The 25,889-nt window shown below is 58.1% G+C and carries 26 protein-coding genes; 15 read left to right on the forward strand and 11 right to left on the reverse strand.

Annotated features, from left to right (window positions below):
- Positions 1-5: 5 nt before the first annotated feature.
- The 7 genes from H8K11_03845 to H8K11_03875 all read left to right on the forward strand — a co-directional run bounded on the left by H8K11_03845 (position 6) and on the right by H8K11_03875 (position 6,509).
- On the forward strand, positions 6-1,001 hold the full coding sequence (locus H8K11_03845; GenBank protein MCS6262866.1) for a WYL domain-containing protein: 996 nt from the start codon (positions 6-8) through the stop codon (positions 999-1,001).
- 616 nt (positions 1,002-1,617) lie between these two features.
- The gene (locus H8K11_03850; GenBank protein ID MCS6262867.1) at positions 1,618-2,484 is read left to right on the forward strand and encodes a hypothetical protein; all 867 of its coding nucleotides are present in this window, start codon (positions 1,618-1,620) and stop codon (positions 2,482-2,484) included.
- Positions 2,485-2,505: 21 nt separating this feature from the next.
- Positions 2,506-2,745 carry a hypothetical protein gene (locus H8K11_03855; GenBank protein MCS6262868.1) on the forward strand — a complete coding sequence of 80 codons (240 nt, stop codon included), beginning with the start codon at positions 2,506-2,508 and terminating at the stop codon, positions 2,743-2,745.
- Between the two features lie 63 nt (positions 2,746-2,808).
- Positions 2,809-3,759 carry a restriction endonuclease gene (locus H8K11_03860; protein ID MCS6262869.1) on the forward strand — a complete coding sequence of 317 codons (951 nt, stop codon included), beginning with the start codon at positions 2,809-2,811 and terminating at the stop codon, positions 3,757-3,759.
- 279 nt (positions 3,760-4,038) lie between these two features.
- On the forward strand, positions 4,039-4,539 hold the full coding sequence (locus tag H8K11_03865) for a hypothetical protein (GenBank protein MCS6262870.1): 501 nt from the start codon (positions 4,039-4,041) through the stop codon (positions 4,537-4,539).
- A 291-nt stretch (positions 4,540-4,830) separates the two neighbouring features.
- Positions 4,831-5,061, forward strand: coding sequence for a hypothetical protein (locus H8K11_03870; GenBank protein MCS6262871.1), 231 nt, complete (start codon positions 4,831-4,833; stop codon positions 5,059-5,061).
- 155 nt (positions 5,062-5,216) lie between these two features.
- Positions 5,217-6,509, forward strand: a complete 1,293-nt coding sequence (locus H8K11_03875; GenBank protein ID MCS6262872.1) for a hypothetical protein — start codon at positions 5,217-5,219, stop codon at positions 6,507-6,509.
- 24 nt (positions 6,510-6,533) lie between these two features.
- On the opposite strand, the gene H8K11_03880 is transcribed toward H8K11_03875, so the two are convergent.
- Entirely contained in the window at positions 6,534-6,947 is a 414-nt protein-coding gene (locus H8K11_03880) for a DUF86 domain-containing protein (GenBank protein MCS6262873.1), read from the reverse strand.
- A gap of 175 nt (positions 6,948-7,122) precedes the next feature.
- Here H8K11_03880 and H8K11_03885 point away from each other — a divergent pair, with 175 nt between their 5' ends.
- Positions 7,123-7,344, forward strand: coding sequence for an antitoxin MazE family protein (locus tag H8K11_03885; GenBank protein MCS6262874.1), 222 nt, complete (start codon positions 7,123-7,125; stop codon positions 7,342-7,344).
- The gene (locus H8K11_03890; GenBank protein MCS6262875.1) at positions 7,341-7,667 is read left to right on the forward strand and encodes a type II toxin-antitoxin system PemK/MazF family toxin; all 327 of its coding nucleotides are present in this window, start codon (positions 7,341-7,343) and stop codon (positions 7,665-7,667) included. The genes H8K11_03885 and H8K11_03890 overlap by 4 nt, the downstream gene beginning before the upstream one ends.
- A gap of 338 nt (positions 7,668-8,005) precedes the next feature.
- Here the strand turns inward: H8K11_03890 and H8K11_03895 are convergent, their stop codons facing one another.
- The 8 genes from H8K11_03895 to H8K11_03930 all read right to left on the reverse strand — a co-directional run bounded on the left by H8K11_03895 (position 8,006) and on the right by H8K11_03930 (position 15,117).
- Positions 8,006-8,446, reverse strand: a complete 441-nt coding sequence (locus H8K11_03895; protein MCS6262876.1) for a hypothetical protein — start codon at positions 8,444-8,446, stop codon at positions 8,006-8,008.
- 2 nt (positions 8,447-8,448) lie between these two features.
- Positions 8,449-9,885: a tyrosinase family protein gene (locus tag H8K11_03900; GenBank protein ID MCS6262877.1), complete on the reverse strand. Its 1,437-nt coding sequence runs from the start codon at positions 9,883-9,885 to the stop codon at positions 8,449-8,451.
- A 646-nt stretch (positions 9,886-10,531) separates the two neighbouring features.
- Positions 10,532-10,945 (reverse strand): DUF86 domain-containing protein, encoded by a 414-nt coding sequence (locus H8K11_03905; protein ID MCS6262878.1) that lies wholly within the window; start codon positions 10,943-10,945, stop codon positions 10,532-10,534.
- Positions 10,938-11,333, reverse strand: coding sequence for a nucleotidyltransferase domain-containing protein (locus H8K11_03910; protein ID MCS6262879.1), 396 nt, complete (start codon positions 11,331-11,333; stop codon positions 10,938-10,940). The genes H8K11_03905 and H8K11_03910 overlap by 8 nt, the downstream gene beginning before the upstream one ends.
- Before the next feature lie 81 nt (positions 11,334-11,414).
- The gene (locus tag H8K11_03915; protein ID MCS6262880.1) at positions 11,415-11,753 is read right to left on the reverse strand and encodes a DUF3147 domain-containing protein; all 339 of its coding nucleotides are present in this window, start codon (positions 11,751-11,753) and stop codon (positions 11,415-11,417) included.
- Between the two features lie 12 nt (positions 11,754-11,765).
- Positions 11,766-12,785, reverse strand: a complete 1,020-nt coding sequence (locus H8K11_03920) for a ribonuclease Z (GenBank protein ID MCS6262881.1) — start codon at positions 12,783-12,785, stop codon at positions 11,766-11,768.
- A gap of 90 nt (positions 12,786-12,875) precedes the next feature.
- Positions 12,876-13,559, reverse strand: coding sequence for a hypothetical protein (locus H8K11_03925; GenBank protein ID MCS6262882.1), 684 nt, complete (start codon positions 13,557-13,559; stop codon positions 12,876-12,878).
- Positions 13,560-13,566: 7 nt separating this feature from the next.
- The gene (locus tag H8K11_03930) at positions 13,567-15,117 is read right to left on the reverse strand and encodes a TolC family protein (protein MCS6262883.1); all 1,551 of its coding nucleotides are present in this window, start codon (positions 15,115-15,117) and stop codon (positions 13,567-13,569) included.
- 105 nt (positions 15,118-15,222) lie between these two features.
- On the opposite strand from H8K11_03930, the gene H8K11_03935 reads away from it, so the two are divergent.
- The 6 genes from H8K11_03935 to H8K11_03960 all read left to right on the forward strand — a co-directional run bounded on the left by H8K11_03935 (position 15,223) and on the right by H8K11_03960 (position 23,712).
- Positions 15,223-15,594, forward strand: coding sequence for a hypothetical protein (locus tag H8K11_03935; GenBank protein ID MCS6262884.1), 372 nt, complete (start codon positions 15,223-15,225; stop codon positions 15,592-15,594).
- Positions 15,595-16,374: 780 nt separating this feature from the next.
- Positions 16,375-17,448, forward strand: coding sequence for a glycosyltransferase family 4 protein (locus H8K11_03940; protein ID MCS6262885.1), 1,074 nt, complete (start codon positions 16,375-16,377; stop codon positions 17,446-17,448).
- Between the two features lie 33 nt (positions 17,449-17,481).
- Positions 17,482-18,762 carry an MFS transporter gene (locus H8K11_03945; GenBank protein ID MCS6262886.1) on the forward strand — a complete coding sequence of 427 codons (1,281 nt, stop codon included), beginning with the start codon at positions 17,482-17,484 and terminating at the stop codon, positions 18,760-18,762.
- Between the two features lie 238 nt (positions 18,763-19,000).
- Positions 19,001-19,999, forward strand: a complete 999-nt coding sequence (locus H8K11_03950; GenBank protein MCS6262887.1) for a BON domain-containing protein — start codon at positions 19,001-19,003, stop codon at positions 19,997-19,999.
- 55 nt (positions 20,000-20,054) lie between these two features.
- Positions 20,055-21,395, forward strand: coding sequence for an MFS transporter (locus H8K11_03955; GenBank protein ID MCS6262888.1), 1,341 nt, complete (start codon positions 20,055-20,057; stop codon positions 21,393-21,395).
- Between the two features lie 151 nt (positions 21,396-21,546).
- The gene (locus H8K11_03960) at positions 21,547-23,712 is read left to right on the forward strand and encodes an amylo-alpha-1,6-glucosidase (protein ID MCS6262889.1); all 2,166 of its coding nucleotides are present in this window, start codon (positions 21,547-21,549) and stop codon (positions 23,710-23,712) included.
- 85 nt (positions 23,713-23,797) lie between these two features.
- Here the strand turns inward: H8K11_03960 and H8K11_03965 are convergent, their stop codons facing one another.
- Complete coding sequence (locus tag H8K11_03965) at positions 23,798-25,438, reverse strand: M28 family peptidase (GenBank protein ID MCS6262890.1); 1,641 nt, start codon at positions 25,436-25,438, stop codon at positions 23,798-23,800.
- Entirely contained in the window at positions 25,390-25,827 is a 438-nt protein-coding gene (locus H8K11_03970; protein MCS6262891.1) for a DUF5069 domain-containing protein, read from the reverse strand. Before H8K11_03970 ends, H8K11_03965 begins: the two co-directional genes overlap by 49 nt.
- Between the last annotated feature and the right edge of the window lie 62 nt (positions 25,828-25,889).

Raw genomic sequence — 25,889 nt, forward strand, 5'->3', positions numbered from 1 at the left:
GGAAGATGGCAGCACAAAGAGGGCGACGTGCCAAAGCCTATAGTCAGGCCGACCGGATTGCTCGCATGCTGCGCGCACTGGCCAGCCGATCAATGACGGTGAAGGATCTGACCGAAGCCTTCGATGTGACGAAGCGGCAGGTCTATCGCGATCTGGGGCAAATCCAAGAACAAGGGCATCCGCTGGAGCAATCGGACGGGGAGGGCGAAAAGACCTGGTGTCTGCCGCCTGGCTATAAGGGGCTCCCGCCGATTACGGTATCTCCCTATGAACTCATGGCGCTGCATTTTGCCAAGCGCCATCTCGACTATTTGACGGGCACACCGTTTGTCGAGGATCTGGACAGTCTCATCAAGAAAGTCGAGGGCGGGTTGCCTCACAAGGTATTCAATCACCTGGCGCGCATCAATCAGGTGTTTCTGCCTCGTTCCGGACCGGTGCGCGACTATGCGGGACAGAAGGTTCTGCTCAAGCAACTCCAGAAAGCGTTACTCCTGCAGTGCACCGTCGTCCTCCAGCATCGCAGGCCGGAATACGAGGAGCCGGCGGAACATCGTGTCGATCCCTATCTGCTGTTGCTGTACCAGTTTGGCTTGTATCTGGTCGGCTATTCGCACCGGGCTGAGGCCTTGCGCATATTCGCGGTGGAGCGGATAGTCTCGGCTGAAGTTCTTGAAGAGCGGTTCAGTCTACCCGAAGAATTTCAAGTGGAACAGGTCTATGACAACCTCTTTGGCTTGGTCGAGGAGCCGGTTCAAACCGTCCGCATCCAGTTCGCTCCGGATGTCGCCTATCTGGTGAAGGAGCGCCGCTGGCACCCGAGTCAGCAGAACGAGATTCAGGAAGACGGCTCCGTGATCGCCACCCTTACTGTGGGCGGAATGGATGAACTTACCTCTTGGGTTCTCTCGTGGGGGCCGGCGGCGAGAGTCCTGGAACCTCAAGCTCTTGTTGAAGCTGTCACGTCTCACCTGGCTCGTGCCTTAGAGCGCTATCGCTAAGACCATCTAAGAAAAGAAGGCGGACGGGGCGCAGTCAGGCCGTCCTTCTTGCTCGCAGAACGCGCACGATGAAACTGTGCTCGTCCGATGCGCGCAGTGAAGGACGGCCCGACCACGCCCTTGCATTGGAAAGTATAAGCAATGGGAGTGTGACATTCTCTGTCACGCGTGCATGGTAGCGTCCTCTCGTCAATTTTCTGAGAGGACTGTTATGCTGACGAGACGGAATCTCTTCAAGTTCGCCGCGACATTTGGGCTGGGCGCGTTCGTGCCACGGTTTGACCGGTCCACCCATCGTGTAGCAATGGAGTCGCGGCAGGGCGGAAACCCGTCCTCGGATCGTTTCGTCTCACGGTGCCAAAGTTCGCTCCTGGAGAGGGAATGGTTTGAGAACCTCAAGGATGACTTGGACTGTGTGGAGGTCGTTGCGTACGTGGCTTCGGCGGCCAACATGCCCGGTTCAGCCGAGGTCAATCTGATCCGGGGCAGCTCCCACTGCCCATTCTGCGGCGAGGCAGGTTTTCGCGTCGGGCCGGAGTCTTTTCGCTGTATGTGGTGCGAGGCCGAGGGGTCTGCGATTGAGTGCTATGCGAGGGCTGAAGGAATGCCGCATGAGGTGGCGGCGGTACGTCTTGATGCACTGTTGAAAGCGGGGGTGCTTAAGGGGCGTCGCCTTGAGAGTGAACACGCGCACAGGATGTTGGAGGAAGCGGCGCGCTTCTACCATGAACTGCTCTGTGCAAGACCGGAAGGGGCGATGGCCAGACAATGTTTGGCTGAACAGGGGCTGACGCAGTCCACGATTAAGCGGTTTCGGCTCGGCTATGCGCCGCCCGAGCCGGACGATCTCTTGAGCCGTCATTTAGTCGGTGTCGGGTATGTCATCCCCAAACTCCTGCAAACGGTTCATGTGAACGAAGAGGGCGAGCAGAAGTTGATCGATCGATATGGTGGCGGCAACCTGCTCATCCCGATCTGCGACTCGGCTGGGCGCAGCTGGGGATTCATGAAGAAGAAGCTTCTGCCGCAACACAACTCTCTGCAGGCGGGATGGGCGCAGGACACATTATCCGTTTCGGAGCGGCGGCTACGCAGGCTGATCTTTCCCCATCCCGCCTGGCCGGAGGATTTCAACCGCCACCAGAGGTTGTTGATTGCGGAGACGCCATGGGAGGTCGTCGCGTTGCACAATGCCGGCATCGAAAATGTTGTGTACCTGTTCGACAGCGCGACAGATCCCGTTCGGCTACGGACGCTGCTGTCGTTCGGCCAAGGCTTCCTGTGTTCCCATGATCCCAAAGGCTACAGATCGGTGACAGCGTTTCGCTTCGTTGAAAGACTGGAACGTGAGGCGCGGCAACTCAGCGTCATGTCCCTGCCGTCCAAGGGCGGGCTCATGAAACTGCTGCAGTCTGGCGGCAGCCAAGCGGTGGGCGAAGCTATGAGTCAGGCGATCCCGTTTCATCAGTGGCTGGGGGCATGACGCCCGAGAAGGAGGCTCGTTATGGAATGGCTGTTGCCGCTCATTTTGCAGTTCGTGATTCCCGCTGATTCACTCATGCAAGTCACCCTGAACAAGTCCCTGGCGCAAGTCATTCAGGAACAGATCAGTTGCCGCAAGGAGTTCGACGAGGCGCAGCAGGAGTTTGAGCAAGCCAACAATATCGATGATGTTCTGATGCGCTTAAACGACGTGGACAAAATACGCAGGCAAGTGCTACTACGTTGCGGCGTGCGGCCGTGAGAGCTGTATAGTCAGCACTGAGAGAGTTCGAAGTCGTGCAATGGTTAATTATGGAGGCACCTTATGGGTAATGATTCTGGGAGGAAGGCATTTGCTTTTAGGCTTGGCCATAGGCTTATCAGTTCCTTGAAGAACGACATCTTAGGTTTGGGCTGGTGCAGGGCCGAGCATCTGGATAAGGAAAAAGATTGGCAAAAATTTAAGGAGATTGTCAGAGCTGCTTATCCTGAGGAGTACAGCGTTGGAGAAAGAGCTTTGGGGAATGCCGCGGGAAGTCTTTGGAGGTTTATTTATGGCATGAAAGTGGAAGACTACGTCATAGTGCCTTCTGACGAAGGATTTTATGTTGCTGAGGTTAAAGGAGACCCTTTCTATGATGCCGCAGGATGTGATGATGATTTTGCATGGCGGCGCAGGGTGAAATGGCTGACCAAAGTCCCAGTATCTCGCACCTTCGCAAGCAATGCACTTCAGATGCGTCTTAAAGCCAGGCAAACTTGCGTAGACGCCACTGATTTGATTTCAGATATTGAAGAAGCCTTAAAGCGAGAGAAGCCTATCAATTTTACTCAGACTGTCATCGAGAGCTCATATGAGCCAGTGGCGAAGGCGTTGCAAACGGCCATTAATAATTATGGATTGGAGGACATAGTAAAGCGGCTTGCAATGGCAGGTGGCGCACGGGCCGATATCCAACCAAAACAGTCCAGACTGCCTGGAGATGTCGACGTTGTCGCGTCCTACAATTTGAGCATTGGGTGGAATCAAGAGTCGGTCGTTAAAGTGGCTTACCAAGCGAAACAGCATGAAGGGATATCCGATGAGTATGGTGTAAAACAGATAATCGATCGGATGCAATCAGACCCCTCATTTGTTCGAGGCTGTTTTATTACCACAGCTCCCACTATTACTGATGAAGCCAGAAAACTAGCGGACAAACATAACATTATCGTTATGACGCAAAAAGATTTAGTTGAGTGGGTTATGATGGTTGGGTTAGGTGCTTTACGGTAAGGCCGCCAGCTGTTGTGGATGTTTGGGACAATGGTTTCTGATTCATTGAGCAATCAATCCTAAGTTGGTTTTATTTAATGCCGATCTGAAATCTCTGTCTCTGGGGTTTGAATTTGGAGTCTATCCAATATTGGGCTCTCCGAGTCGAGTGCACCGCGTGCCTGACAGTAATGGTGTCGCAGGATTGTTCTGTATAGCCGCGACTTCCTTGTCACGGTCCCATAGTACGCTCCCCTCGTTCATTTCAACCGAAGGAGGGGAGCCATCCTTACCAGGCGCATGCTATTCGAAACGTTGTCGGCAATGGGGGCCGGTTCGCTATTACCCTCTGTCGGCGAAAGCGGGATTGCGCGATTAAGTGATATTGGTGTGGCTCTGTCCTTTGCCAACTCTGTACGACCGCGAGATACTCCAGCCACGCTCCCTGAACAGGCGTTCGATGTGCCGGCGATCGAATCGTGGGGAAATTTTCTGGACGATCTCGATGCTGTCGAGCTGATCGGGCACTACACTTCGATCAGGACTGCCGGTGATGAATCTCGAGATAGCCGGGGGCTTTGTCCGTTCTGCCGACAGGGAGCTGATTCGCTCCTGGTCGATGGGCGTGACGATTCTTATTTCTGCACCGACTGCCTCGCCGGCGGTCATGCCTTGGATTTTCATGCGCACATAGAGGGTTCCAGAGACCAGAAAAGGTACCGGGAGTTTTTTCTTTGGTTGTCATACAGCGGTTACAGTCGTAACCAACTCCTTCAGCCCACAATACGTGACCGTGAATGAATCCCTGAGTTTCTGAAAGGTCTGTGCCACCTGCACCACGACTCAGATCTCGGCCATGGGATGCTGATGGATGAAGGCCTTGAAGGGGACCAAATGCAACCGTACAGTGAGAATCCTTGCTGCGCTGTGACCTTTTCTGTCACATCCCCGTGGTAGGCTTTCCTCGATCATTCTGAATCTCTATCCGCTACAACAAAACGGGGACGGTCCTCGATGCGCGTGGCCCGGGGGCTCGCCTTCCGAGACGATCGATTCTCACGAGTGCACAACACGTTGATAGGAGGCATTTCGATGAGCAGCTATATGTATACCAACTGGCGAGGCAAGCAATTTGTCATTGACGAGAGTTTCATCGACGATATGAAGAAGCGGATTTCCATGGACGATGGGTCTGATCCGAACGAGTTTGTCGATCTCACGCCGGAAGAATTGATGGAAATGATTCCAGCAATGGAGCGTTTTGAACGATGCCGGCAATTGGAAGAACTGTGGGATGGCCCGGTAAGCAAGGCCGGTGAGTGATTCGTTCGTCGAACGGACTGCGTCAGATAAAATATAGAGTTCTCCCCGTCCTCCTGTGACCTTCTCTGTCACGCCCTCGTCGTAAGCTTTCCCTTATTCGGAATCAAAGATCGTTCACTGCAATCGCAGGAGGGAAAGTTATGTTCACGAGGAGGATGTTCTTCAAAATCTTGGCGACGGTTGGAGGCGGCTCTCTCTTCCCATCTCCCGGCCAGGCTGTCGCCGAACAATGGCTCCGCGTCAATGCCGCTTCCAGCACCGGCCACTGGGCAAGGCCTGGTGATACTTACTTGGAAGTTCCTGCCCAGGCGTTTGGTGTTACGACTACCGAACAGTGGGAAAATTTGCTGGACGATCTCGATGCTGTCGAGCTGATCGGACGCTACATTCCGCTTAAGCCGACTTCTGATGACGTCAGCCGTCTTACCGGCCGCTGTCCGTTTTGCCGGCATGGTGCTGATTCGCTTCTGGTCGATGGGCGTGACGATTCTTATTTCTGCACCGAGTGCCTTGCCGGCGGCCATGTCTTGGATTTCTATGCGCGCATGGAGGGGCTCAATTTGTCGGAGTCGGTGTGTTCCGTGGGGATGCTCATGGCTTCGGGTGAGTTGCAGGGGAAGCGACCGAGGCTGAAACGATTCCATTGCATCATCGAGGCGATCGCCCGCTTTGCTCATGAGTCGCTGATTTGCAGCCGGGAAGGAGCATCGGCTCGCAGCTGGTTGAGTCAGGAGGGCGTCGCGGCTGCAATGACAGAAAAGTTCCTCCTTGGATTGATGTCGTATGCGCTGAGCGAGCAACTCTTGGGTCGGTTGCGTGCCCTAGGGTTCACGCCTGACGAACTAGAGCAGGCCGGTATCGATGGATGGATGTCTTGCTTGGGAGATCGATTCAAGGCCGGCGAGTTCGATAGTACTCTTCTCCTGCCGGTGCGCGATCGCGACGGCAACTGTTGCGGCTTTTTTGAGCAGTCGCTTAGTCCTGAGGCAACTCTCACCTGGTCATCACATGTTTTTCCATATGGATACCAACTGCTCGCACCTCATCGATCCAATCGACTGGTCTATTCCGCGACCAATGGGCAGGCAGTTCCTTCATCGGTTGTTCTGGTTGAACGTCCTTGGGACGTGGTGCTGCTTGCTCAGGAAGGACTGCAACAGGCTGTCTATGTGAGTCCTCTTGACCTCCACGAGTATCACGACCGGTTCAACCAATTTCTGCTACATGTCCAACGGGCCGTGTGGCCTATCTATTCATCCGATCTGAGCGTGGAGTTCGTGCGGAATCTTTGCAGATTGTCTCCTCATGCGTTGGAACGGCTGGCGTTTCTGCTTTTGCCTGAGGGACTACGGTTTCCCGAGTGGCTCGGCCATCACGGCTTGGTCGTTGGGGAGGCTCGATTCGACGATGCATTGTCGGCAACCGAGTTGCTCGGGCTCTGCGGCTGATGTTTAGGGAATGCCCGGCCCGGTCTACCGACAAGCCTTCACGATCGTCGAGGAGAAGGCACGGAAGTCATCCAGATGTTTCGTGATGATTGTGAGGACGATGTCGAGATTGAGGCGGGTGTATTCGCGCAGGGCCACGTTGCGGAAGCCGACCATATGCTGCATGCGGGCCGCCAGCTCGGCCGGAAGGATGCCGGCTGTCTGTAACAGCGCAAATGCGCCGCGACTTTCTTGGGGAAGACCGAGTCGTCGCTGGCTGATCACATACATGGCGAGATCGATTGCGGTCTCGCAGGCTCGCTGCAGGTTGAGGACGATGGCGTCTTGTTTGGTTTGATTCGCGGCCAGGTTTTGCCGGTCTCCCGTAAATTCCTCGGTGATGCGGTGCAGGCACCGTTCGATGCTCGCGGCCTTGTTCAGCACCACGTCGTCAGCTATAGATCAGCCCGTGCGTTTTGATGTCTCTGAGCATCTCCCGCCGTTCGTCGTTCAGGCAGGCATAATCTGAGTAGGCGTACATTTCCAACCACCACCCCTTGCCGAAGAATTTGGTAACATGTTACGAGAACATGTGGTAATTTGAGACCAGTAAACAGTGGAAAGAGAAAATCCTATGTCCTCCGAGACACACCTGACCCCGAAAGAAAAGCAGAGCCGTTACCGAAGCCGGTTGCGCCGAAAGGGTTTGCGGCCGGTGCAGATATGGGTTCCGGACACCCGTGCTGCCGGGTTTGCAACTGAATGTCGTAGGCAGGCGCGCCTTGCGGCACGGTCCGCGCAGGAAAGGCCTGTTCTTGACTTCATCTCAGAGATCGCTGATTGGGACAATGGATGAAGCGCGGCGATCTTGTTGCGGTCGCTGCCAAGGGCCACTATAGCGGAAAACCGCGGCCTGCCCTTGTCCTGCAATCCAATCTCTTCTCTGCGCTTGGGAGCGTGACGATCTGCCTCCTGACGACCGAATTTCTTGATGCGCCGCTGTTTCGCCTTGCCGTTGAGCCTTCGCCTAAAAATGGCCTGAAGCAGCCCTCGCAGATTATGATCGATAAGATCGTGACCGTTCCGCATGACGCAATTGGTGCCCGGATCGGCTCGCTCGATCATGAAGCGATGGCCCGCGTCGATCGCTCCCTGGCCGTATTTCTCGGGATCGTCTAACCTTCGCTTCCCAACTGGTGGTTGCCGGTCTTGAAGGCCTCGCTGCTTGGTGTGCTTTCAGACAGGACGATTCCACCGCCTGCGGACTCTTCACACTGTCTGGGGTCAGCGAACTTCTTGAAGATCAAGTAGGCTGACTGACTGAATCACGCTACCAGGTTCGACGTTGCACCATGACATTTAGAATCGTGAGCAGTTTCCACATGCATGCCGTCAGCGCCAACTTCTTGCCTTCTCCGCCTGAAGAAATGGTGCCAGGAATGATTTTCTCACCCAAGCGGCGGGGTTATGCCGGGAAGGTGATCATCCTGCCCTGAGCCTGTGCGGCGACAGTTCTGCTAGTTCTGCCCGCCTCTTTCCAGCCGGATTGATTGCACTGACCAGTCGAGCCCTCCCACCGGCACATTGCGCCCATCGACCGCTTCGATGCGGATCGTGATGGCCGGTTGCGCGATCAGGCGGTCGGCTAACGAGCTGAGGGGGCGAGTTACATCGATCAGCAGGGTCGGCAGGCGTCGCGGAGCCGATCCCACCGACCGGTCCCCCACGATGCCCGCCGAGCCCAATATGACAGGCTCCGATCCTTCGATGATCGCAGCCGCTCGCAGTTTGAACGGTTGTCCCCCTGCGACCGTCATGCCCTCCAGCACCAATCTGACGTGGGAGGCCTGTTGCCACCCGGTCGGTAAGTCGACGGAGAACCGGTGCGGTCCTTCCTCCGCATGAACCGCCAGTGCAGCCAGGATCATGACGCTCGCGAGCCAGGAGATGAGTCCCATGGTCACCGTTCCTCGCGTTCCACCTCTGCGACGGACAGCAAGACGTCCTTCGCCCGTACCGGGATCACTTTTCGGGCCTCAGGTTTAGTTCCGCGCTCGACCAGGGCCAGGCGTACCGGACCGACGCTACCGCTCAGGGCTTCGAGTTTGGCGGTGGAGAGTCTGACGACGATGTTTCGTGCGTTCTTCGACACATGCCGACGCTCTCGATCGTTCAACACCACCGGCACGGTACCGAGATAGCCCTTGCTGCCGGGTCCTTCATCGGTTTTCGCCGCTTCGGGAGTCGCATAGAGTCGATACACAGCGCTCTTTTCCGTGGGAACGGCGAGGTCGTTCAGGTGCAGTCTCGCGCGGCCTCCCTGTTCGACGACTTTCATCATCTTAGCACGCGTCTGTCCGGCAAACTTCAGGGTCTGGCTGACCCGCCAATCGGTCTTGATGGGGAACCAATCGAGGAGGCAGGGGAGCTGCTCCAAGAACTTCGACGGCCCATAGGTATAACGCAATTGGGTGTCGTGGTTCAGGACCTGTGACGCCTTGATCGACCGCCACACTTTGTTTTCATCGTAGAAATTCCATGTCAGGTTCAAGAAGGCCGTTGCCGTCGGGTTCGTGTGGATGGACGAGGCCTTGTTCCAGTCCGACCACATCTTGTCCACGTTGGCATGATGCGCGTAGAAGACGGGATCTTTCCCGGCTGAATCGAAGAAGCCCATGTCGCCGCCGACGTCGACGTGGACCGCACCGTGGGGTGTCCCCTCCGGAATGCCGCTGCCGCTCGCCGTACCGCCGAACTCCGTGAAGGTGTCCGCCGTGAGGGCAGCCTCCATGACGTCTTCCCCGACATCTTCTTCCGGGATTTCCTCCGTCGGGTCCATGCTCCTGGTGCCGTTCCACAGCGGATTGCTGTTGTCGTTCGGATCGGTGTAGGCGCCGGGGAGCTTGCGGTGACTCGGGGTGTCCCAGTCCCAGTAGGGGAGACGGAAATTCATGTCTCCGATCAGTTTCCCGAGCATGCGCTCGTGGAAGTAGAGATAGGCGCGGTGCCAGGCGAAGAATTGCCAGGTGAAATGGACCTGAGTGCCGACGCCGCAGTACCAGCAATGGACGTTGGCCTGCCGCAGGAAACCGCGCGGGTCGTTGGGGGCGCTGCTGTCGAGCGCGCGCATGGCCTTATAGGCATCCTTGAGTTGTGTGATCTCCGCCGCACTCAGGGTGCTGGCGGGGCGGCGCGGGAGGATCATTCGACAGTCCTTGCGCCATGGTTTCGGTGTCCCGGGATTGCCTGGAGGTTCGCACACGGCCAGCACTGATTCCGGCAACGCCAGGCCGCCGAACAGGCCCGCGCCTAGCGCCCCGACACCCAATCCCATCCGCTGAAGAAATGACCTCCGCGACGGCATGGTCGCCCACATGCGGTCGTCCAGATTCGACATGACCTACCTCCTTGTGTGTGGCTTCGGCTAGGAAAGCTCCGCGCCGTCCCGAGCGCGACGCCATGGTTGGATGGGGCAACGAGTGATCAATATCCATGCCATGAGCAGATGCGGCCTCCGATTGCGAGAGATGCGCGGATTCTCGGCCTGGCGTCGAAGGATTCCCTGTCAATCACGTAGGTGTTCGTATCCAATGGGATACGGTGTCGTCCGAATGGATACAGCTGCGGTGGAACTTTTCCTGACCAATGCGATTTTTGCGAACTCTCATTCTTCCAGCGATCTCAATAAAGGAAAAGCAGCGCTGCGTTCTCTCTCCTAGCCCTGGCATCTGGGGTTAATGGATCTGGTCCATTCAGAAATTATCGTTCTGGCCTCAACTGGTGGACTACCGTCTGCGCTACAACTTTTGGGCAATGGAGTGAAAGGTTCTGAAACTTCAGGTGAGACAAGTCCGACTTATGGCAGATTCGACCTCGAAGGAAAGAGGGTAGGCTGAATCTCCATGCTGGATCGCTGAATGTATTGATTGCCGGGGTTCCACCTCTGAGTAGGTGGAATACGTTGACAGAGGGATCGTGAGCTGAGATTGGGGCGTTAAATTGGTGTGGTTGGTGATGACGGCTTGTTCGGTACGGTTCCCCCTCTATGCACAAGCTTTGACGATGGTTGAGGAGAACCGGCGGAAGTCGTCCAGATGTTTGGTGATAATCGTGTGAACGATATCGAGGTTGAGGCGCGTGTATTCATGCACGGCGACGTTGCGGAAGCCGACCATTCGCTGGAGTCGGCCGGCTAACTCGGCAGGAAGAAGTTGAGCTTTCTCTAGCAAGGCGAACGCATCCCTGCTTTCCTGCGGCAGCCCCAACCCATTTCGTCGCACGACATACATGGCGAGATCGATCGCGGTTTCGCATGCGCGTTGAAGATTGAGGACGATGGCATCCTGTTTCGTTTGATTCTCGTAGAGGTGTTCACGCATGCCGCCATACTCTTCGCTGATGCGGGCCAGGCATCGTTCGATACGTGCCGCCTTGTTCAGTACCACGTCATCAGCCATAGATTAGCCCGCGTTCTTTGATGTCCTTCAGTAGATCCCGCCGTTCCTCGTTGAGCCTCGCATAGTCAGAGTAGGCATACATCTCGAATTCGGCGCGGGCCTGCTCGTCACGGCTTTCAAGGCAGCGGCCGGTGCTTATAATCTGTGCGCGCATGACCGTCGTCGTTCCCCGCAGATCGAGGAGGTCCACGTTTCGTCCAATCTGTATGGCGAGTTCCTGCGCCAAGTGAAAGAGCCGTTCACCGGTTAGCTGCGTGATGGCCAGCACCGCGAGGTCGATGTCGCTGTCAGGTCGCGCGGTGCCCTGGGCCTGTGAGCCAAATTGGTAGATGGCCAGGAGATCGGGGATCTGCTCCGACAGAAATCGCGTGATCGGTTGAATGTCCATTTCGGCTGCCTTGCGATAGGCTGCCGCAGTATACGGCAGGAGGGATGAAATGTCGAAAAGGCGCGCTTTACGTGTCGGAGCCTACCGCGCCAGCAGCTTTACCAGCCCCACGCAGCACATGTAGAGGACCATGGAGCCGGCCATGGAGAGCCAGAAGCCGACGCGCTCCACGCCGTAGATCATGCAGCCGACATAGACGAGCCAGGGCGGCACGAACCAGAGCAGGTTCTTCGCGTAGGTCACGAGGTGTTCGCTGCCGCCGTTGAGATAGATGAGGATGAACGTCGCGCCGGTCATCGCGGGAAAGGTGCTGGCGAAGGCGGCGAGAAACGACCGGCCTTGCGAGCCGAGATAGGTCGAGATACTGACGATCGTTCCGCCCAACAAGAAGTACAATCCGTACTTCGCCCAGTCGCCCATCCGTAGCCTCCTTCAGCTGCCTCGAAATGCCTGTTGCGCTTCCGCCTCGATCCGGTGGCCCAATCCCGTGTAGCGCGGGGAGAAGTGGAACACGACCAGCTCACGCACACCGGCTTTCTTCGCCATGACTCCGGCCTGGCGCGCGGTGAGGTGGTAGCGATCCCTCGCCTTGTCCGCATCCTGATCCAGGTAGGGGGCCTCACAGTAAAAGATGTCGGCGCCTTGCGCAAGCTCCACGATCTTGGCTTCATTTTCTTCGTCGTATCGCGCGTCCACCACGTAGGCGAGTTTCTGGCCGCGGCTGATGGTGATGAATCGCTCGCGGACCTCGCCCAGGACAAATTCCCTCTCCTCCTTGTGGTGTTCATGGTAGAGCGTGGCCTGAAATCGAAAGTCGTCCGGCTTGTCCTGCCAGAGATACTGCTTCACTTCCTTCAGCCAATAGCCGACTGGTAGCCCGGCTTCGTGCAGCCGCTCCTTGTTGACGTTCACATGAAACTGTTCTTGTAGCGAGTAGGCCAGGGAAGGAATGCGGTGATTGAGTGCCACCGCCTCGACGGTGAACATGGGATCGGCGAGCACGGAAAAGCGATGGCCGGCTTGCCGATTGATGGGGGCTCCCTCCGGAGCGTCGTGGCGCTGGAATCCATCGGTTGCGAGGAAGGTGGCGCGCCGGATTGTCTGCTCGTGGAATTCCTGCACGGTGATAGTGAGCGGATACCCATCCACGAGGTTCCAGGTGTAGCCATGAAGTTTTCCTTGAACATTGGCGATGAGGCCGGGCGGCCCGTAGAGCTGCAGAGTCTTGCCGCGCCCGAGGGCGACCCGAAGCAGCGCATCGAAGCCGATAAAGTGGTCCATGTGCGTGTGCGAAATGAAGATGTCGCCGGTGCGCAGGAGGCGGGTGGGCCCGAGCGCATCGTTGTGGCCGAGGTCGAAGAGGAGGGCACGTTTGGACCAACGCACTTCCACGAACAGGCCGGGATCGCCGAAGACATCGTTGACGAGATGGCCTGAGAAGGAAGGGTTCATGGAGTGCCGTATTGCTATGTCAGGAGTGGTGAATACATTGTGAGTGCAACGGTTACTTTAGGTTATTCCGGCCGCCCGGTAAGGGCAGTATTAGGTCAATATCGCTCGCATGACACTATACAAGACGATGACTTCGACGGCGTGCGCCACGATCGGCGCGTAGAGGTTTTTGAGCATGACCCATAAGACACCCCAGACCAAGCCGTCCCAGACGGCAATCCAATGCAGGTGTTGAAAGGTTGCCACCAGAAAGGGATCGAAGGCAAACAGCAGGGCACTCACCGGCACGGCGATCGGAGGCGGGAGCCCCAGGGCGAGGAGCCGTCCCAGGAGAAAACCGCGAAAGTTCAGCTCGACCATCGTGGCGATGAACAGGATGAACCAGGGCACCATGATCGGCAGGGGAATGTGGGCGTGCGGGGTATCGGCGAGAAATCGGTAGTCTCCTCCAAGAATGGGAACGAGGTAGAGGATGACCAGCACATTGGTCAGGCCGAGTGTCAGGCCTGTGAGCAGGCCCCAACGGAGTCCTTGCGGGACGAGCCGGCGAACAAGCCCGACTCGACGGGTGACGGATCCATTGATCGTGCTCCAGGCGATGAAGGCGGCATAGGCACAGGCCTGGGGGAGAAACTGAACGAGGCTGTGTTGTTGGAGTGTGGTCGGTGAGCTGTAAAACAGGATGGTGGCGGTCAGGGGGAGCAGCACGAGGGCTGCTCCCCGTTCGCCGGCCTGAGTCGCATGAGTCGAGGACGCGTCGTCAGGCTTGATCATGGACAGGTTAGTCGAGCCGCAGACTGTATCGCTCAAGGGTGGTGGCTTTGTTGCGGGCCAGGTTCGACAGGGACTTGTTGTAATCCAGGACCGCCCGAAGCTCGTTGCCTTGGGCGGTGGCCAGATCGCGCTGAAAGTCGAGTACGAAGCGTGTCGTGCTGAGGCCGACCTTCAACCGCTCCTGTTCGGCCTGTAATTGTTTTTCGGCCATGATACGGGCCGACCGGGTGGTTTCGATGCGCTTGAAATCGGTGTGGACGCGACGGACCGCTTCCCGGACGCCGACGATCACCTGCTGACGGACGCTCTGCAGCGACGACTGGGCGTTACGGGATTCCAATTGCCGTTTGTTGTAGGTGCTGTAGGCCGACCGGTTTCCGATGGGGTAACTGAGGACAAGGCCGGCACCATAATTGTAAAAGTCACCACCCAAGTTCCGCCGCGTGGCGTCGCCGTAGTCTGCGCCGAGCCCCGACAGTCCCATCGTGCCCTGTACTGACAGGGTCGGGAGGAGCTGGTTCTTGGCGAACTTCACATTCAGATCGCTGCTCTCCACATTCTTTCCGGCCTGTAACACCTCGGGCCGGCGCTCCATGGCGATATCGATGGCTTCTTGCAAGCTGATGGCCTCCAGAGAGGTGACAGGCGGATCGGTCGGGATCAGGCGCAAGTCCTGCCGGAGTTCCTCCTCGGCGGGGTTCAAGAGGCGGCGCAACTGGTCCTCTTGATCGCGAATCGATTTTTCCGCGACGAGGATTTGCTCGACCCGCGAGGCGACGGCGGCTTCGGCTTGTAGCACGTCGACGATCGACATGACCCCGGCCTTGGCCTTGGCGCGGTTGCTGGCCAGCAGTTCTTCCGCCGCCTTAAGCGCCGCTTGCGCGACTTTGAGATTCTCATTCGCGAACACCATCTCCCAAAACGTCTGTTCGACGCTGGCGATGACGGTGAGCACACGGTCGAGAAAGACATGTTGTTCGACCGTGGCATTGTTCTGCGCGATCGAGATGAACGTCTTGTTGATGTCGGTTCCGAAGTTCTTCAACAACGGCTGGGTGACCGTCAAGGCGAGTCCGCCGGTCCAGGCCGGGTTGAAGAGGAAGGTGTTGGGGCCGCTCACGTAGCTGCGTTGGGGACTGTAGTTCAAATCGTAGTTGGCGCCGGTCGGGAGATTCTGTGTGATGTCGGCGGTGAGCGAGTGGGAGTTCTGGTCGAATTTGGTGATCTCCTGCAGGTTGGCCCCGGTGAATCCCAGGATCGGCCGGTTGAGCGGTGAGACCTGACGGTTGTATTGCCCGTTCAAACTGACGGTCGGATCGAACTTCGCCTGCTCGATCACGATGTCGGCCAGGCGACTCTCTCTCGTTTGGCGACCGATGCTGATATCGAGATTGTTCTGCAAGGCCTTCAGGACGGCGTCGGCGAGCGACATGGCCTCCCGACGTTCCGTCGGGACCGGCTTGTTCACTTCCAGGCCGAAGGAATCGGGCGCCGTCCAGAGGAGGAGCGCCGCTGCGCTCCCGATGAAAAGGCACCCCCGGAGGATTGCATTCGTCATAACAAACTCCTTGATGCGAGGTCTGCGTTGAGCCATACTGAATTCAAAATGATGCTGGCGTGGTACCATAAACAGAAGTCGGTGTCCATGCTGAGGAGCGTGTCGGTGGCTGGTCTGACGATACTGCTGCTGACTTCCCCGGCAGCGGCGCAATCCGTCTCGAGCGTGCGAGGTTTGGGAGGAGGGGTCGCGCCGCTGTTCGGTCTGGTGGGGCCGGGAAACCTCTATATCGATAACCAGGGGACGCAAGGGTACATATATAACTTCGGGAATAACTTCGAATCGTATAACTTCCGCAATCCGGCGACCGGGCAGGCCTGGAGCGGCGCCCTGATGACACTCGGTCCGCAACTCTCGGTGGGGCTGATTCAGGGTGCGAATCAAGCTGGGTCGCCCGTGGTCTTTCCTCCCGTCCCGCGCGAGGCGGGGCCGCTTTCTCCCGTTCAGTCGGGTCTGCTCGACGACATCATTCCCTGACCAAGACTAGTCATGACTACCTGCTCCGGCGTCCGATCCTGTCGCGCGGTGAGGTTATTCTCGTTCGGCCTCCTCATCAAACAGCAAGTACGCCTGCGTCGGCCTTACATGCGAGCAGCCTTGGCGGGCTTCCGTTCCGGATGCCTCGCGACGGCACTCATGAATAGTCCGGGCTGAGCAGCATGTTGGATCACCCCGGCCCGCGTCGGTGGATGGACCCTGCGAAGTATGGTCTCGCCGATACGCAATATTTCCCTGAACGAAGGTCTTCTTATTTGAAGCGCTACGAGTCTGTCGTAATGGCTGCGTGCGCGAGGTTTCGTCGAAGGGGAGGGAACCGGACGGAGGACATTTTCTGAGCGCGAGACGGGAAATCTCTGTGGCGGTTTGGTTGGTCGACGCAAGCCTGTCACAGCCGATTCGGGTCGGGAGCTGAATTATCAACAGAATCCACAGCCCACAAATCCATCGATGTCCAGGTGAAATGTTGCACGGGTTATGCTAAGTTATTGATTAATAATCGTTTTGAATGTTGGTTTGCGTGAGCCTCACTCCTGGGGCACGTGGCGGTACAACGCTTGCTTTGCCCTCCGGTCATCGCGAGCATTCACTCCATCGGCATCAAGACGACAAAAACAATCAGCCCGTGTCAAAGATGTCAATTGAATCGGATAGGCAGAACAGAAAGAATGCGGCAGATGGTGGCGGGCGTGGTGTAATATTCGACGCCGTTTCCGGCACCGGCCGCTGACCCGTTCAAGACTAAAGGAGATTGTCCTTATGAGGATTGCCCAGGTATCGCCGCTGTGGGAGAGCGTCCCTCCGAAGTTGTACGGAGGCACGGAACGCATCGTCTCCTACCTGACGGAAGAACTTGTCCGTCAGGGGCATCAGGTGACATTGTTCGCCAGCGGTGATTCAGTGACAAAGGCAAAATTGGAGGCGCCCTGCCAGCAGGCCTTGCGTTTGAACACCGGGATCTTCAATCGCGAAGCGCCGCTCATTCAGATGATGGAGCAGGTCTTCGCGTCCGCCGATCAGTTCGACCTGATCCACTCCCATCTCGACTTTCTGGCATTTTCTCTCTCTCGCCGATGTCGTGTGCCCGTCGTCACGACGCTCCATGGCCGGCTCGATTTGCCCGAACTCGTGCCGGTCTTCCGTGACTTTGCGGAGCTGCCGCTGGTGTCCATTTCTGATTCGCAGCGTCGGCCGCTGCCCTGGTGCAATTGGCAAAACACCGTCTATCATGGCCTGCCGCACGATCTCTATAAATTCCATCCTGAACCGGGCAAGTACTTGGCGTTTCTGGGACGGGTCTCGCCGGAAAAGTGTCCGGATCAAGCGATCGAACTGGCCAAGCGGGTCGGGATCCCCATGAAGATGGCAGCCAAAGTCGACCCGGCCGACCGGGCCTATTTCGAGCGCGTCGTCGAGCCCCTCCTCGACCATCCCTTGATCGAGTTTGTGGGAGAGATCACCGATGCGGAGAAGAGTGATTTTATCGGGAATGCCATCGGCCTGATCTGCCCGTACGACTGGCCGGAGCCCTTCGGCCTCGTGTTGATTGAAAGTCTTGCCTGCGGCACGCCGGTTCTCGCCTACCGGCGGGGATCCATCCCGGAAATTATCGGCCACGGTGTCACCGGCTTCATCAGCGAAAATCTCGATGAAATGGTGAGCCAGGTCGACAAGCTCAGCACGATCGATCGTAACCGATGCCGGCAGGTGTTCGATGAGCGATTCACCGCCCAGCGGATGACGAACGACTACGTGAAGATCTACCAGCAGTTAATCACTGATGCCGCTGCGCTCCCTGGGAAATCCGGGCAGCAGCACGCTTCGAACCTCTAGTCAGCGCGACATCAATTTCGCGGAAGGACAAGCATGGCAGCTGAGTTGCAATCTACCCCTGAGTCGAATGTGAACGGGTGGCGGCTATTGGGAACCCGTGATTTCGGCTGTCTCTGGGCCGGCCAGGTCGTCTCTCAGATCGGCGACGGTTTGAACAAGGTGGCGCTCCTCTGGTTCGTCTATGAAATGACCGGGTCGGCGCTCAAGATGACCGCCATCGGGTTGTTGCAAACGATTCCCCCCTTGGTCTTCGGTCCTCTGATCGGCGTCTACCTCGATTACCTTCCCAAGAAGACTGTGATGATCGTCGTCGATCTGTTACGCACATTGATGGTGCTCCTGATACCGCTCTTCTATACGTTCGACATGCTGACGCTCGAGCGGTTGTATGTGTTGGTCTTCCTCATTTCCATCGTCTCAACGGTGTTCGGACCCGCGCTGTCGTCTGCGGTCCCGCTGATCGTTCAGCGGTCGCAATTGACGACCGCGAATGCGTTCCTTCAGAGCACCACCAACATCGGTGTGTTGCTGGGGCCGGCCATGAGTGGATTGGGCATCGCGTTGATCGGCGCTCAGAATGTGCTCTATGTGGATGCTGCGACCTTTCTGGTGTCCGCGCTCTTCCTCCTGCCGATTCGCGTGCGGGATAGCCGGACGGTGAAGGGGCTCGATGTGTTGGCGACCCCCGTCATGCAGGACATGATGGTCGGATTCCGCTTCGTGTTCCTCCAGCATCGGGTGGTATTCGCGTTGATGATTACCGCCGTGCTCTACAACCTCGCGATCAGCGCCTTCGTATTCCTCCTCCCGGTAGTAGCGAAGGAGCTGTTACAAGTCGGTCCCATGGAACTGGGCTGGTTGTGGTCGGCTTTAGGTATCGGAATGCTGGCAGCCTCCATTTGGCTGGCGCGGACGCCCCAGGGGACCTTCCAGGATCGCATCGGCAAGATCGGTCGTTCGTTGGCTATCGGCGGTATTGCGGTCTGTGCCTTGGGATTGATTCAAACTCCAGTGCTGTTCAGCACGTTCTTGCTGATCGTCATCATCGGCGGAAGTACGTCTCTTTTCTATCCGGTCGTATGGGCGATGCTCCAGGAAGTCACCCCGGAACATTTGCTGGGACGTGTGTTCACCACGTTCAGCGTCGGCGGGATGGCCTCCGCCATGGTCGGGATGGCCGGGTTCGGATGGGCCGCCGACGCGTTGGGACCGGCCGTCAGCCTTATCGGGATCGGATTGCTCCTCTTGCTCACTGCGATGGTCACGGTGCAGGTAAGCCGCCGTGGCCACGTGGTGAGTCCGGCTGTTGCGTAATACTCCCTTCACATCCGTTTGTTGTCGGCCTGCAAGTCATCCAACCGGTGCTTGCCGGTTTTCTCTTGCCCTTGTGTTGACTGTATAGCGGGGCATTGCCGGTGTTGCTTTCTGCTCTTCCGTCGCGTATGTCTTTGCTTCCGGGGATGTTTCGTTTTCCGAGACGATGGTGATGACGAGCTCTCGGGGATCGGCTTCGCAGTCTCGGTTTTATTCAATACATGAGGGGCACACGCCTATGCGGGTGATTCGAACCGTCTACGTGACAGGTATCCTGGCGCTGCTAGCGGCGTCGGGGGTGGGGTATGTGAATGGGACTGCTGTGGCGGAATCGACGCCTGAGGGAAAGTCCGAAACCCCGCCGGTGCAACGACCGAAGGATCCCGATGCCAAGCCGAAGGAGCCGGAACCGAAAGCGAAGGAGCCTGACTCGAAACCCAAGGAAACAGATACCAAGCCTCCTGAAAAGCCCAAAGAGGCGGAGGCGAAACCCAAGGAGCCGGAGCCGAAGGTAAAGGAAGCGGAGACCAAGGCCAAGGAGCCGGAGCCGAAAGTGAAGGAGCCGGCGGCGAAGGCTAAGGAATCCGAACACAAGGTCAAAGAGGCGGAGGCGAAACCCAAGGAGCCGGAGTCTAAAGCAAAAGAGCCTGACGCGGCGGCTGAACATCCCTGTCCAACGGTGCCTCATGCGACAGAGGTGAAACCGGCGGCAGAGACACAGGCACCGCCGGGGGAGCCCGGCGCAGGAGAACGCCCCAAGGCGCCGGAGCCGGAAGGTAAGAAGCCGATACGTTCGTCCATGGTGACCGCGAAGCTGGCGCTCATGGCGGATCCGCACCTGTTTCCCTATGACATCGAGGTCGATGCCAAAGACAAGGATCTCGTCCTGCTCGGAAAGGTGTCGCAGGAATCGGATAGGCGCGTGGCGACGGACATCGTGCGGTGTCTCGACGGCGTGCACGCCGTCGAGAATCGACTCAAAGTTGAACAGGATGCGGCCCATGGGCTCTTCGCGGAACGCGACAAAATCATCACGCAGTTGGTGAAAGAACGGTTCGAGAAGAGCAAAACCTTGCAATCGGTCAAGTTCGATGTGAAAACTGAGGACGGCATCGTCACCCTGAACGGGGCGACGCGGTTTCAGATCATCGTCCTCGAAGCGGCGCAAGCCGCCCGACAGGTTCCGGGCGTACGCGCCGTGAATACCGATGCCGTGCGTTTGGTGGCCGGAGAATAGGAACGGGTCGTGACGACAGGGGGACAGGAGGTCCGACACGCAGTCTGCTGACACTATGGAACCACGGCACGTGAACGGAGGAGGAACGGGACGCCCCAACGTGAAGTGGTCGCCGCATCTGCTGACGCGCGACTTCACGCTCGTCTGGTGGGGCCAGATGGTCTCGCAAGTCGGCGATGGTGTGTCGAAGCTCGCGTTGCTCTGGTTCGTCTACTCCATTACAGGCTCTCCTCTCAAGACCACCATGATCGGGCTGTTGCAGACCCTGCCGCCCATTCTGTTCGGTCCTTTCATCGGTGTCGTCGTCGATCGTGTTCCCAAGAAACTCTTGCTGATCAGCAGCGACCTGATTCGCGCGCTGGTGCTGGGCGTGCTGCCTTGTTTGTTGCCGGTCGACTCGTTCAGTATCGAGCGGCTGTATCTCATGGTGTTCGTCCATGCGGTCGCCTCCGCGGTGTTTGGGCCGGCATTGACCGCCGCTATTCCGTCGCTGGTCTCCCGCCACGAATTCACCGCCGCCAATGCCCTGTTGCAGACGACGACCAGCATCGGGATCATCGTCGGGCCGGCGCTGAGCGGCGTCGGGATCGCGACCATGAGTTCTCAGGAAGTCCTCTGTGTGAATGCGGTCAGCTATGTCATTTCCGCCGCTTGTTTTGCGTTCATTCGTTTTCCCCGGGCCGAATCCCAGCCGGCCGGCGGCGGCTCCCTGGCGGGAACCTTCAGCGATGTACTCGATGGCTTCCACTATGTGCTCCATCGTCAACGGGTCATTTTGATGCTCATCGGAGCGGCCTCCATGTATACCTTCGCCACGAGCGCCTTCAGCACGCTCTTTCCGGTGTTCGGTAAGAAGTTGCTGGACCTCGGGCCTATCGAGGTCGGGTACCTCTGGTCGGCATTCGGCATCGGGTTGTTGCTGGTGTCACTGGGCCTCGTGTCGTTGTCGGCCTGGTCCCTGCCCAAACGGATTCAGTTGATGGCGCTCTCCAGCTTTATCAGCGGTCTTGCGCTGCTCGGTTTAATTGTAACGTCGAATCGCTTGATCGCGGCGGCACTCATGGTCATCATCGGAATGGGGGCCGGGACGCTCACACCGGTGGCCTGGGGCGTATTGCAGGAAATTGCCCCGGCCTCGCTCCTGGGACGGGTGCTGGCGATTTACAACCTGGGTGCGATGACCTCCGCGATTGCCGGCATGACGATTTTCGGCTGGGTGACGCAGGAATTCGGCGAGCGTCCCAGTGTGTTCGGGATCGGTGTGGGGCTATTCCTGTCGGCGCTGGTCTCGATGCGGGTGGCGCGCTGGGTACAGACCCATTGGGCTGAGGCGACCGTTCCATCTGCGGAGGAGCCGCAGTCTGTGGTCATGGTCACGCAGCCTACGAGTCATTAATAGCATTCAACGGATGGTCGAGCGGACCGGCCCTCTCCGGAAGGGGAGTCGGACGACGAGCAGCGTGAGTCGGCGAAAAAACGGGACGAGCGCGTCGTGAGGTCGCTCCGGACTCGTCGCGTCGGTGATTCCGGGAGCAGGGGAGGAAGACGTGGAAGAAATTATCAGTGTCAATGATCAGTTCTATATCCTGGCCAGTTCATCGATGGCGGACGATCGCACGCGCGTGCTCAAGCACGGAGAAACGTTCGGCGTCTACGATCGGTATGGGGACATCCAGCCGGTGGGCCGTGGAACTCAGGGCGTCTTTCACCAGGGGACTCGGTTTTTGTCGCGCCAGGAAGTGTTTCTCAATAATGACCGGCCGATGCTGCTCAGCTCAACGGTCAAGGAGGACAATGCCTTGCTGGCCGTGGATCTGACGAATCCGGACTTGTATCGGGACGGCCGCATCGCAATTCCGCGCGGGAGTGTACACGTCTTCCGGTCGCGCTTCCTCTGGAACGGGGTGAGTTACGAACGCTTCCGACTGTCCAACTACAGTCTGTCCCCCGTGAAGATGACGTTGTCGATCCGGTTTGAGGCCGACTTTGCGGATATCTTCGAGGTACGTGGGAAAAAGCGTGAGCGGAAGGGGCGGATGCTGCCGAACGTGTTGCGGAAGGATCTGCTGGTGTTGAGGTACGAAGGCCTCGATGAGGTAACCCGGGAGGCGCGGATTCAGTTTGCTCCGGAGCCGCTGGAGATCACGGCCTCACAAGCCACCTTCGATATCGAGCTCGACCCGAAGGGGGAAACGGCAGTGGCGGTGATGGTGGCCTGCGATGTGGGGGACAGCCATCGGCCGCTGTTGGCGTACGATGCCGCAATGGCCGAAGCGGGGCTGGCCTTCGGTGCGGAGCAGACCGAAGATTGCACCATTCAGACCTCCAACGCCCAATTCAATGAATGGTGGAATCGCTCGGTGTTGGATGTTCGCATGATGGTTACCGACACGAATGAGGGTCCCTACCCCTATGCCGGGGTGCCTTGGTTCAGCACGCCATTCGGACGGGACGGGGTTATCACGGCGCTCGAATGTCTGTGGATCAGGCCGGAATTGGCCCGCGGCGTCCTGGCCTATCTGGCATCGACGCAGGCCAAAGAGGTGAACCCCGCTCAGGATGCCGAGCCGGGGAAGATCCTCCACGAGACCCGCAAAGGTGAGATGGCGGCGCTGAACGAGATTCCCTTCGGTCTCTACTACGGCAGTGTCGATTCCACGCCGCTGTTTGTGATGCTGGCCGGCGCCTATTACGAACGGACGGCCGATCTGGCGTTTATCCAGTCGATCTGGGCCAACCTCGAAGCGGCGTTGACCTGGATGGATACCTTCGGTGATCCCGACCGCGACGGGTTTGTGGAGTATGTACGGAAATCACCCACCGGTCTGGACAATCAGGGCTGGAAAGATTCCCATGATTCGATTTCGCATGAGGACGGTTCGCTGGCTGAAGGACCGATCGCCCTGTGTGAAGTGCAAGGGTATGTGTACGACGCCAAAGTGCAGGCGTCGAAGCTGGCAGATGCGCTGGGCTATATCGATCGTGCCAGTCAGCTTCGTCGGCAGGCGCGGTCGCTCAAGGAACGTTTCGAAGAGGCATTCTGGTGCGAGGAATCGTCAACCTATGCGCTTGCCCTGGATGGCCACAAACGGCCCTGTCAGGTGAAGACATCCAACGCCGGCCACTGTCTCTATACGGGGATTGCAAGCGATGAGCATGCCAGGCGTGTGGCGGAGACGCTCATGTCGGATGAGCTGTTCAGCGGATGGGGTGTGCGGACTCTTGCCGATTCGGAGCGCCGGTATAATCCGATGTCCTACCATAACGGATCGATCTGGCCGCACGACAACGCCATGATTGCGGTCGGTCTTGCCCGGTACGGCCTCAAGTCCGGTGTGGAAAAAATCATGACCGGCATGTTCGAGGTCAGTCTCGTGCTCGACTTTCACCGCTTGCCGGAACTTTTCTGCGGATTCGTACGCAGACCGGGCCAGGGCCTGACGCGGTATCCGGTCGCCTGCAACCCTCAAGCATGGGCTGCGGGGTCGGCCTTCATGGTGCTCCAGGCCTGTTTGGGCTTATCGATTATCGCGTCGGAGCAGAAGGTGGTATTCAACCATCCGATCCTCCCGGAGTTCATCGACAAGATGCAGATCAAGAATCTGAAGGTGGGCACCGCCTCGGTAGATCTTCTCTTGCGGCGCCATGATCTGGATGTGGGCATTACGGTGATCCGTCGTGCCGGCAAGGTCGAAGTGGTCTCGGTGAAGTAGCGGCGCCTGCTTAAACGGTCAGCCGCGGTGTGAGCGCCGGCTCGACAACATCCGGTTGGGTGCAGCACGACCGGCCGACACAGTGTTAGGGCGCGTCGGCAAGTTGCCAGGCTATGGCGAGTACGTAGCGCGCGGCCGCTGAGAGAATATCCGCATTGGCGGTATCCGCCGTGTCGGTCGACTGATGGAAGTGCGGATGAATTCCGCCGCTCACCACGGTTACGGTGGGAACGCCCGCTTCCTTAAACGGCACATGGTCTCCCCCCGGGAAAAAACCGAACAGATCGAGACGGTCCGCAAGTCCGGCTCGTTCCCCAACCTGCTGCGCCGCAGGTTTTTCTAAACCGGTCACCCCGATCGTCAGCCGTCCGTTTCCGACTGCCGCATGATCCACATTGATCATGGCCGCGGTAGCGGTCAGCGGCATCATGGGTTGACTCACGTACAGTTTCGATCCCAGCAAACCCTGCTCTTCTCCGCTGAACGATACGAATAGAACCGAGCGCTTCGGACCGACGGGCATTGAGGTCAGCACCCGGGCGACTTCCAGGATCACGGCGGTGCCCGATGCGTTGTCATCGGCTCCGGCGAAGAGTAACCCGCTTTGTTTTCCAAAATGATCGCGGTGGGCTCCGATCAGGATGGCGTCGTGCTGATGCGCGGCATCCTGTCCGGGAAGGAGCGCAATGACGTTCTGAAGCGTGCCGTTTTCTTGCGTACTGTGCCACCGCATTCGAATCGAGATGTCGATGGTCATGGATTGCGGGGTCATGGTGTCATTGAGTTGCTGCTGCAAGCCCCGCAACCGGTTGTCCTCGCCGGGCTGCTCTGCACCAAGGATGGCTGAGGCGAGGGCGGTGCTGATCCATGCGCCGGGAATCGTCCGTTGAGGGTCCGTAAGCCCGTAGAAGGCACTCGGACGGCCTGTGACGCCACGACGGGTTTCGTACGCGTTGAGGATCGGCCCTGTGGCAGTCAGGTAGCCGATGGCGCCGTGCGCGTGGGCCATGTGCGCTTTGTCGGTGTGGGACACCTGCTTGGCATACCGTTCAGGTTTTCCCCGGAGAAACAGCACCACTTTGTTCCGGACATCGATCCCGGCATAGTCATCGAGTCCGCCGGCCGGATCGGAGATCCCGTATCCGACGAACACAATCGAGGCCTCCAACTCTACTGAAGGGGAATCGAGGATCGGGAGATAGTCGGTGCCGACCACGGCAGGTTGACGCTCAGCAATCCCTCCGATCTGGAGCAGTGAATCATCGTCGATCTTCGTTGTGTGGACGGAAGCGGACTGAATCTGGGTGTGTATGGGACTTCGAGCGGGCGCGCCGGGAGATTCGGCCCCCGGTGAGCGATGCTGTTGTAGCTCCAGGAATCGCTGTTGCACAAACTCCGCGGAAGCGAGGTCGTCAGGTGTTCCGGTCTGGCGTCCGTTGAATGCCGGTCCGCTCAACGTGCGAATATCCGCCAGCATGCGCTCACTGGAAATCAGGCTCAATGCCCGTGTGAGCGCTGTGGACGAGGAGTCCGTCTCTGCGGCGAGACCCCGGCCGGCAGCCAGGGTCATGCACAGGATGAACAGCAGGTGAAACGGAAGTCGAGCAATGTATGACGATTCAGTGGCCCTGGTCTCCCGCCGGCAAGGCGCCAATGGTATGGAGCGATCGCAGAACATCAGATAGACGCGGCAGAGGCCTTTTGTGCCGACCAGCGTTGATACCATCGCCAGAGCGGTGGCTGCAGAAAACGCGGAATCGGATACCCCAGGCCGCGGACATAGCCATCGTCTCGATCCAGAACTGCGAATGCCCACCAATATTTTTCTTGAAATGCTGCGCAGCGTGTCCGGATTTCCTCATCGCTGAGCGGAATGTGCTGACGAATGCCTGCGGCAATCGCCTCATCAGAGGTCATCTCACGAACCAGCGGCTCGATATGGGCGGGCGTGAACCGGAGGTGTCGCATGAAGGATTGGTCCAGTGCGGAAGGATAAGCATAGGTTCCAAGCGTGTCGGCCTGAAACGCGCGCACCTTGTCGATCAACCGGGGCAGCCAGATCATGCCTGCCAGGGTATCGCTCCATCGTCGCGGCGGCTGATGGGATAGGTCCATCCGGTGCCTCATCACCTGGGGTACGAGCGGTGTCTTGCGAACGGGCAGCACTATAGCATACC

The organism is Nitrospira sp. (genome assembly GCA_024998565.1).
Taxonomy (GTDB): domain Bacteria; phylum Nitrospirota; class Nitrospiria; order Nitrospirales; family Nitrospiraceae; genus Nitrospira_A.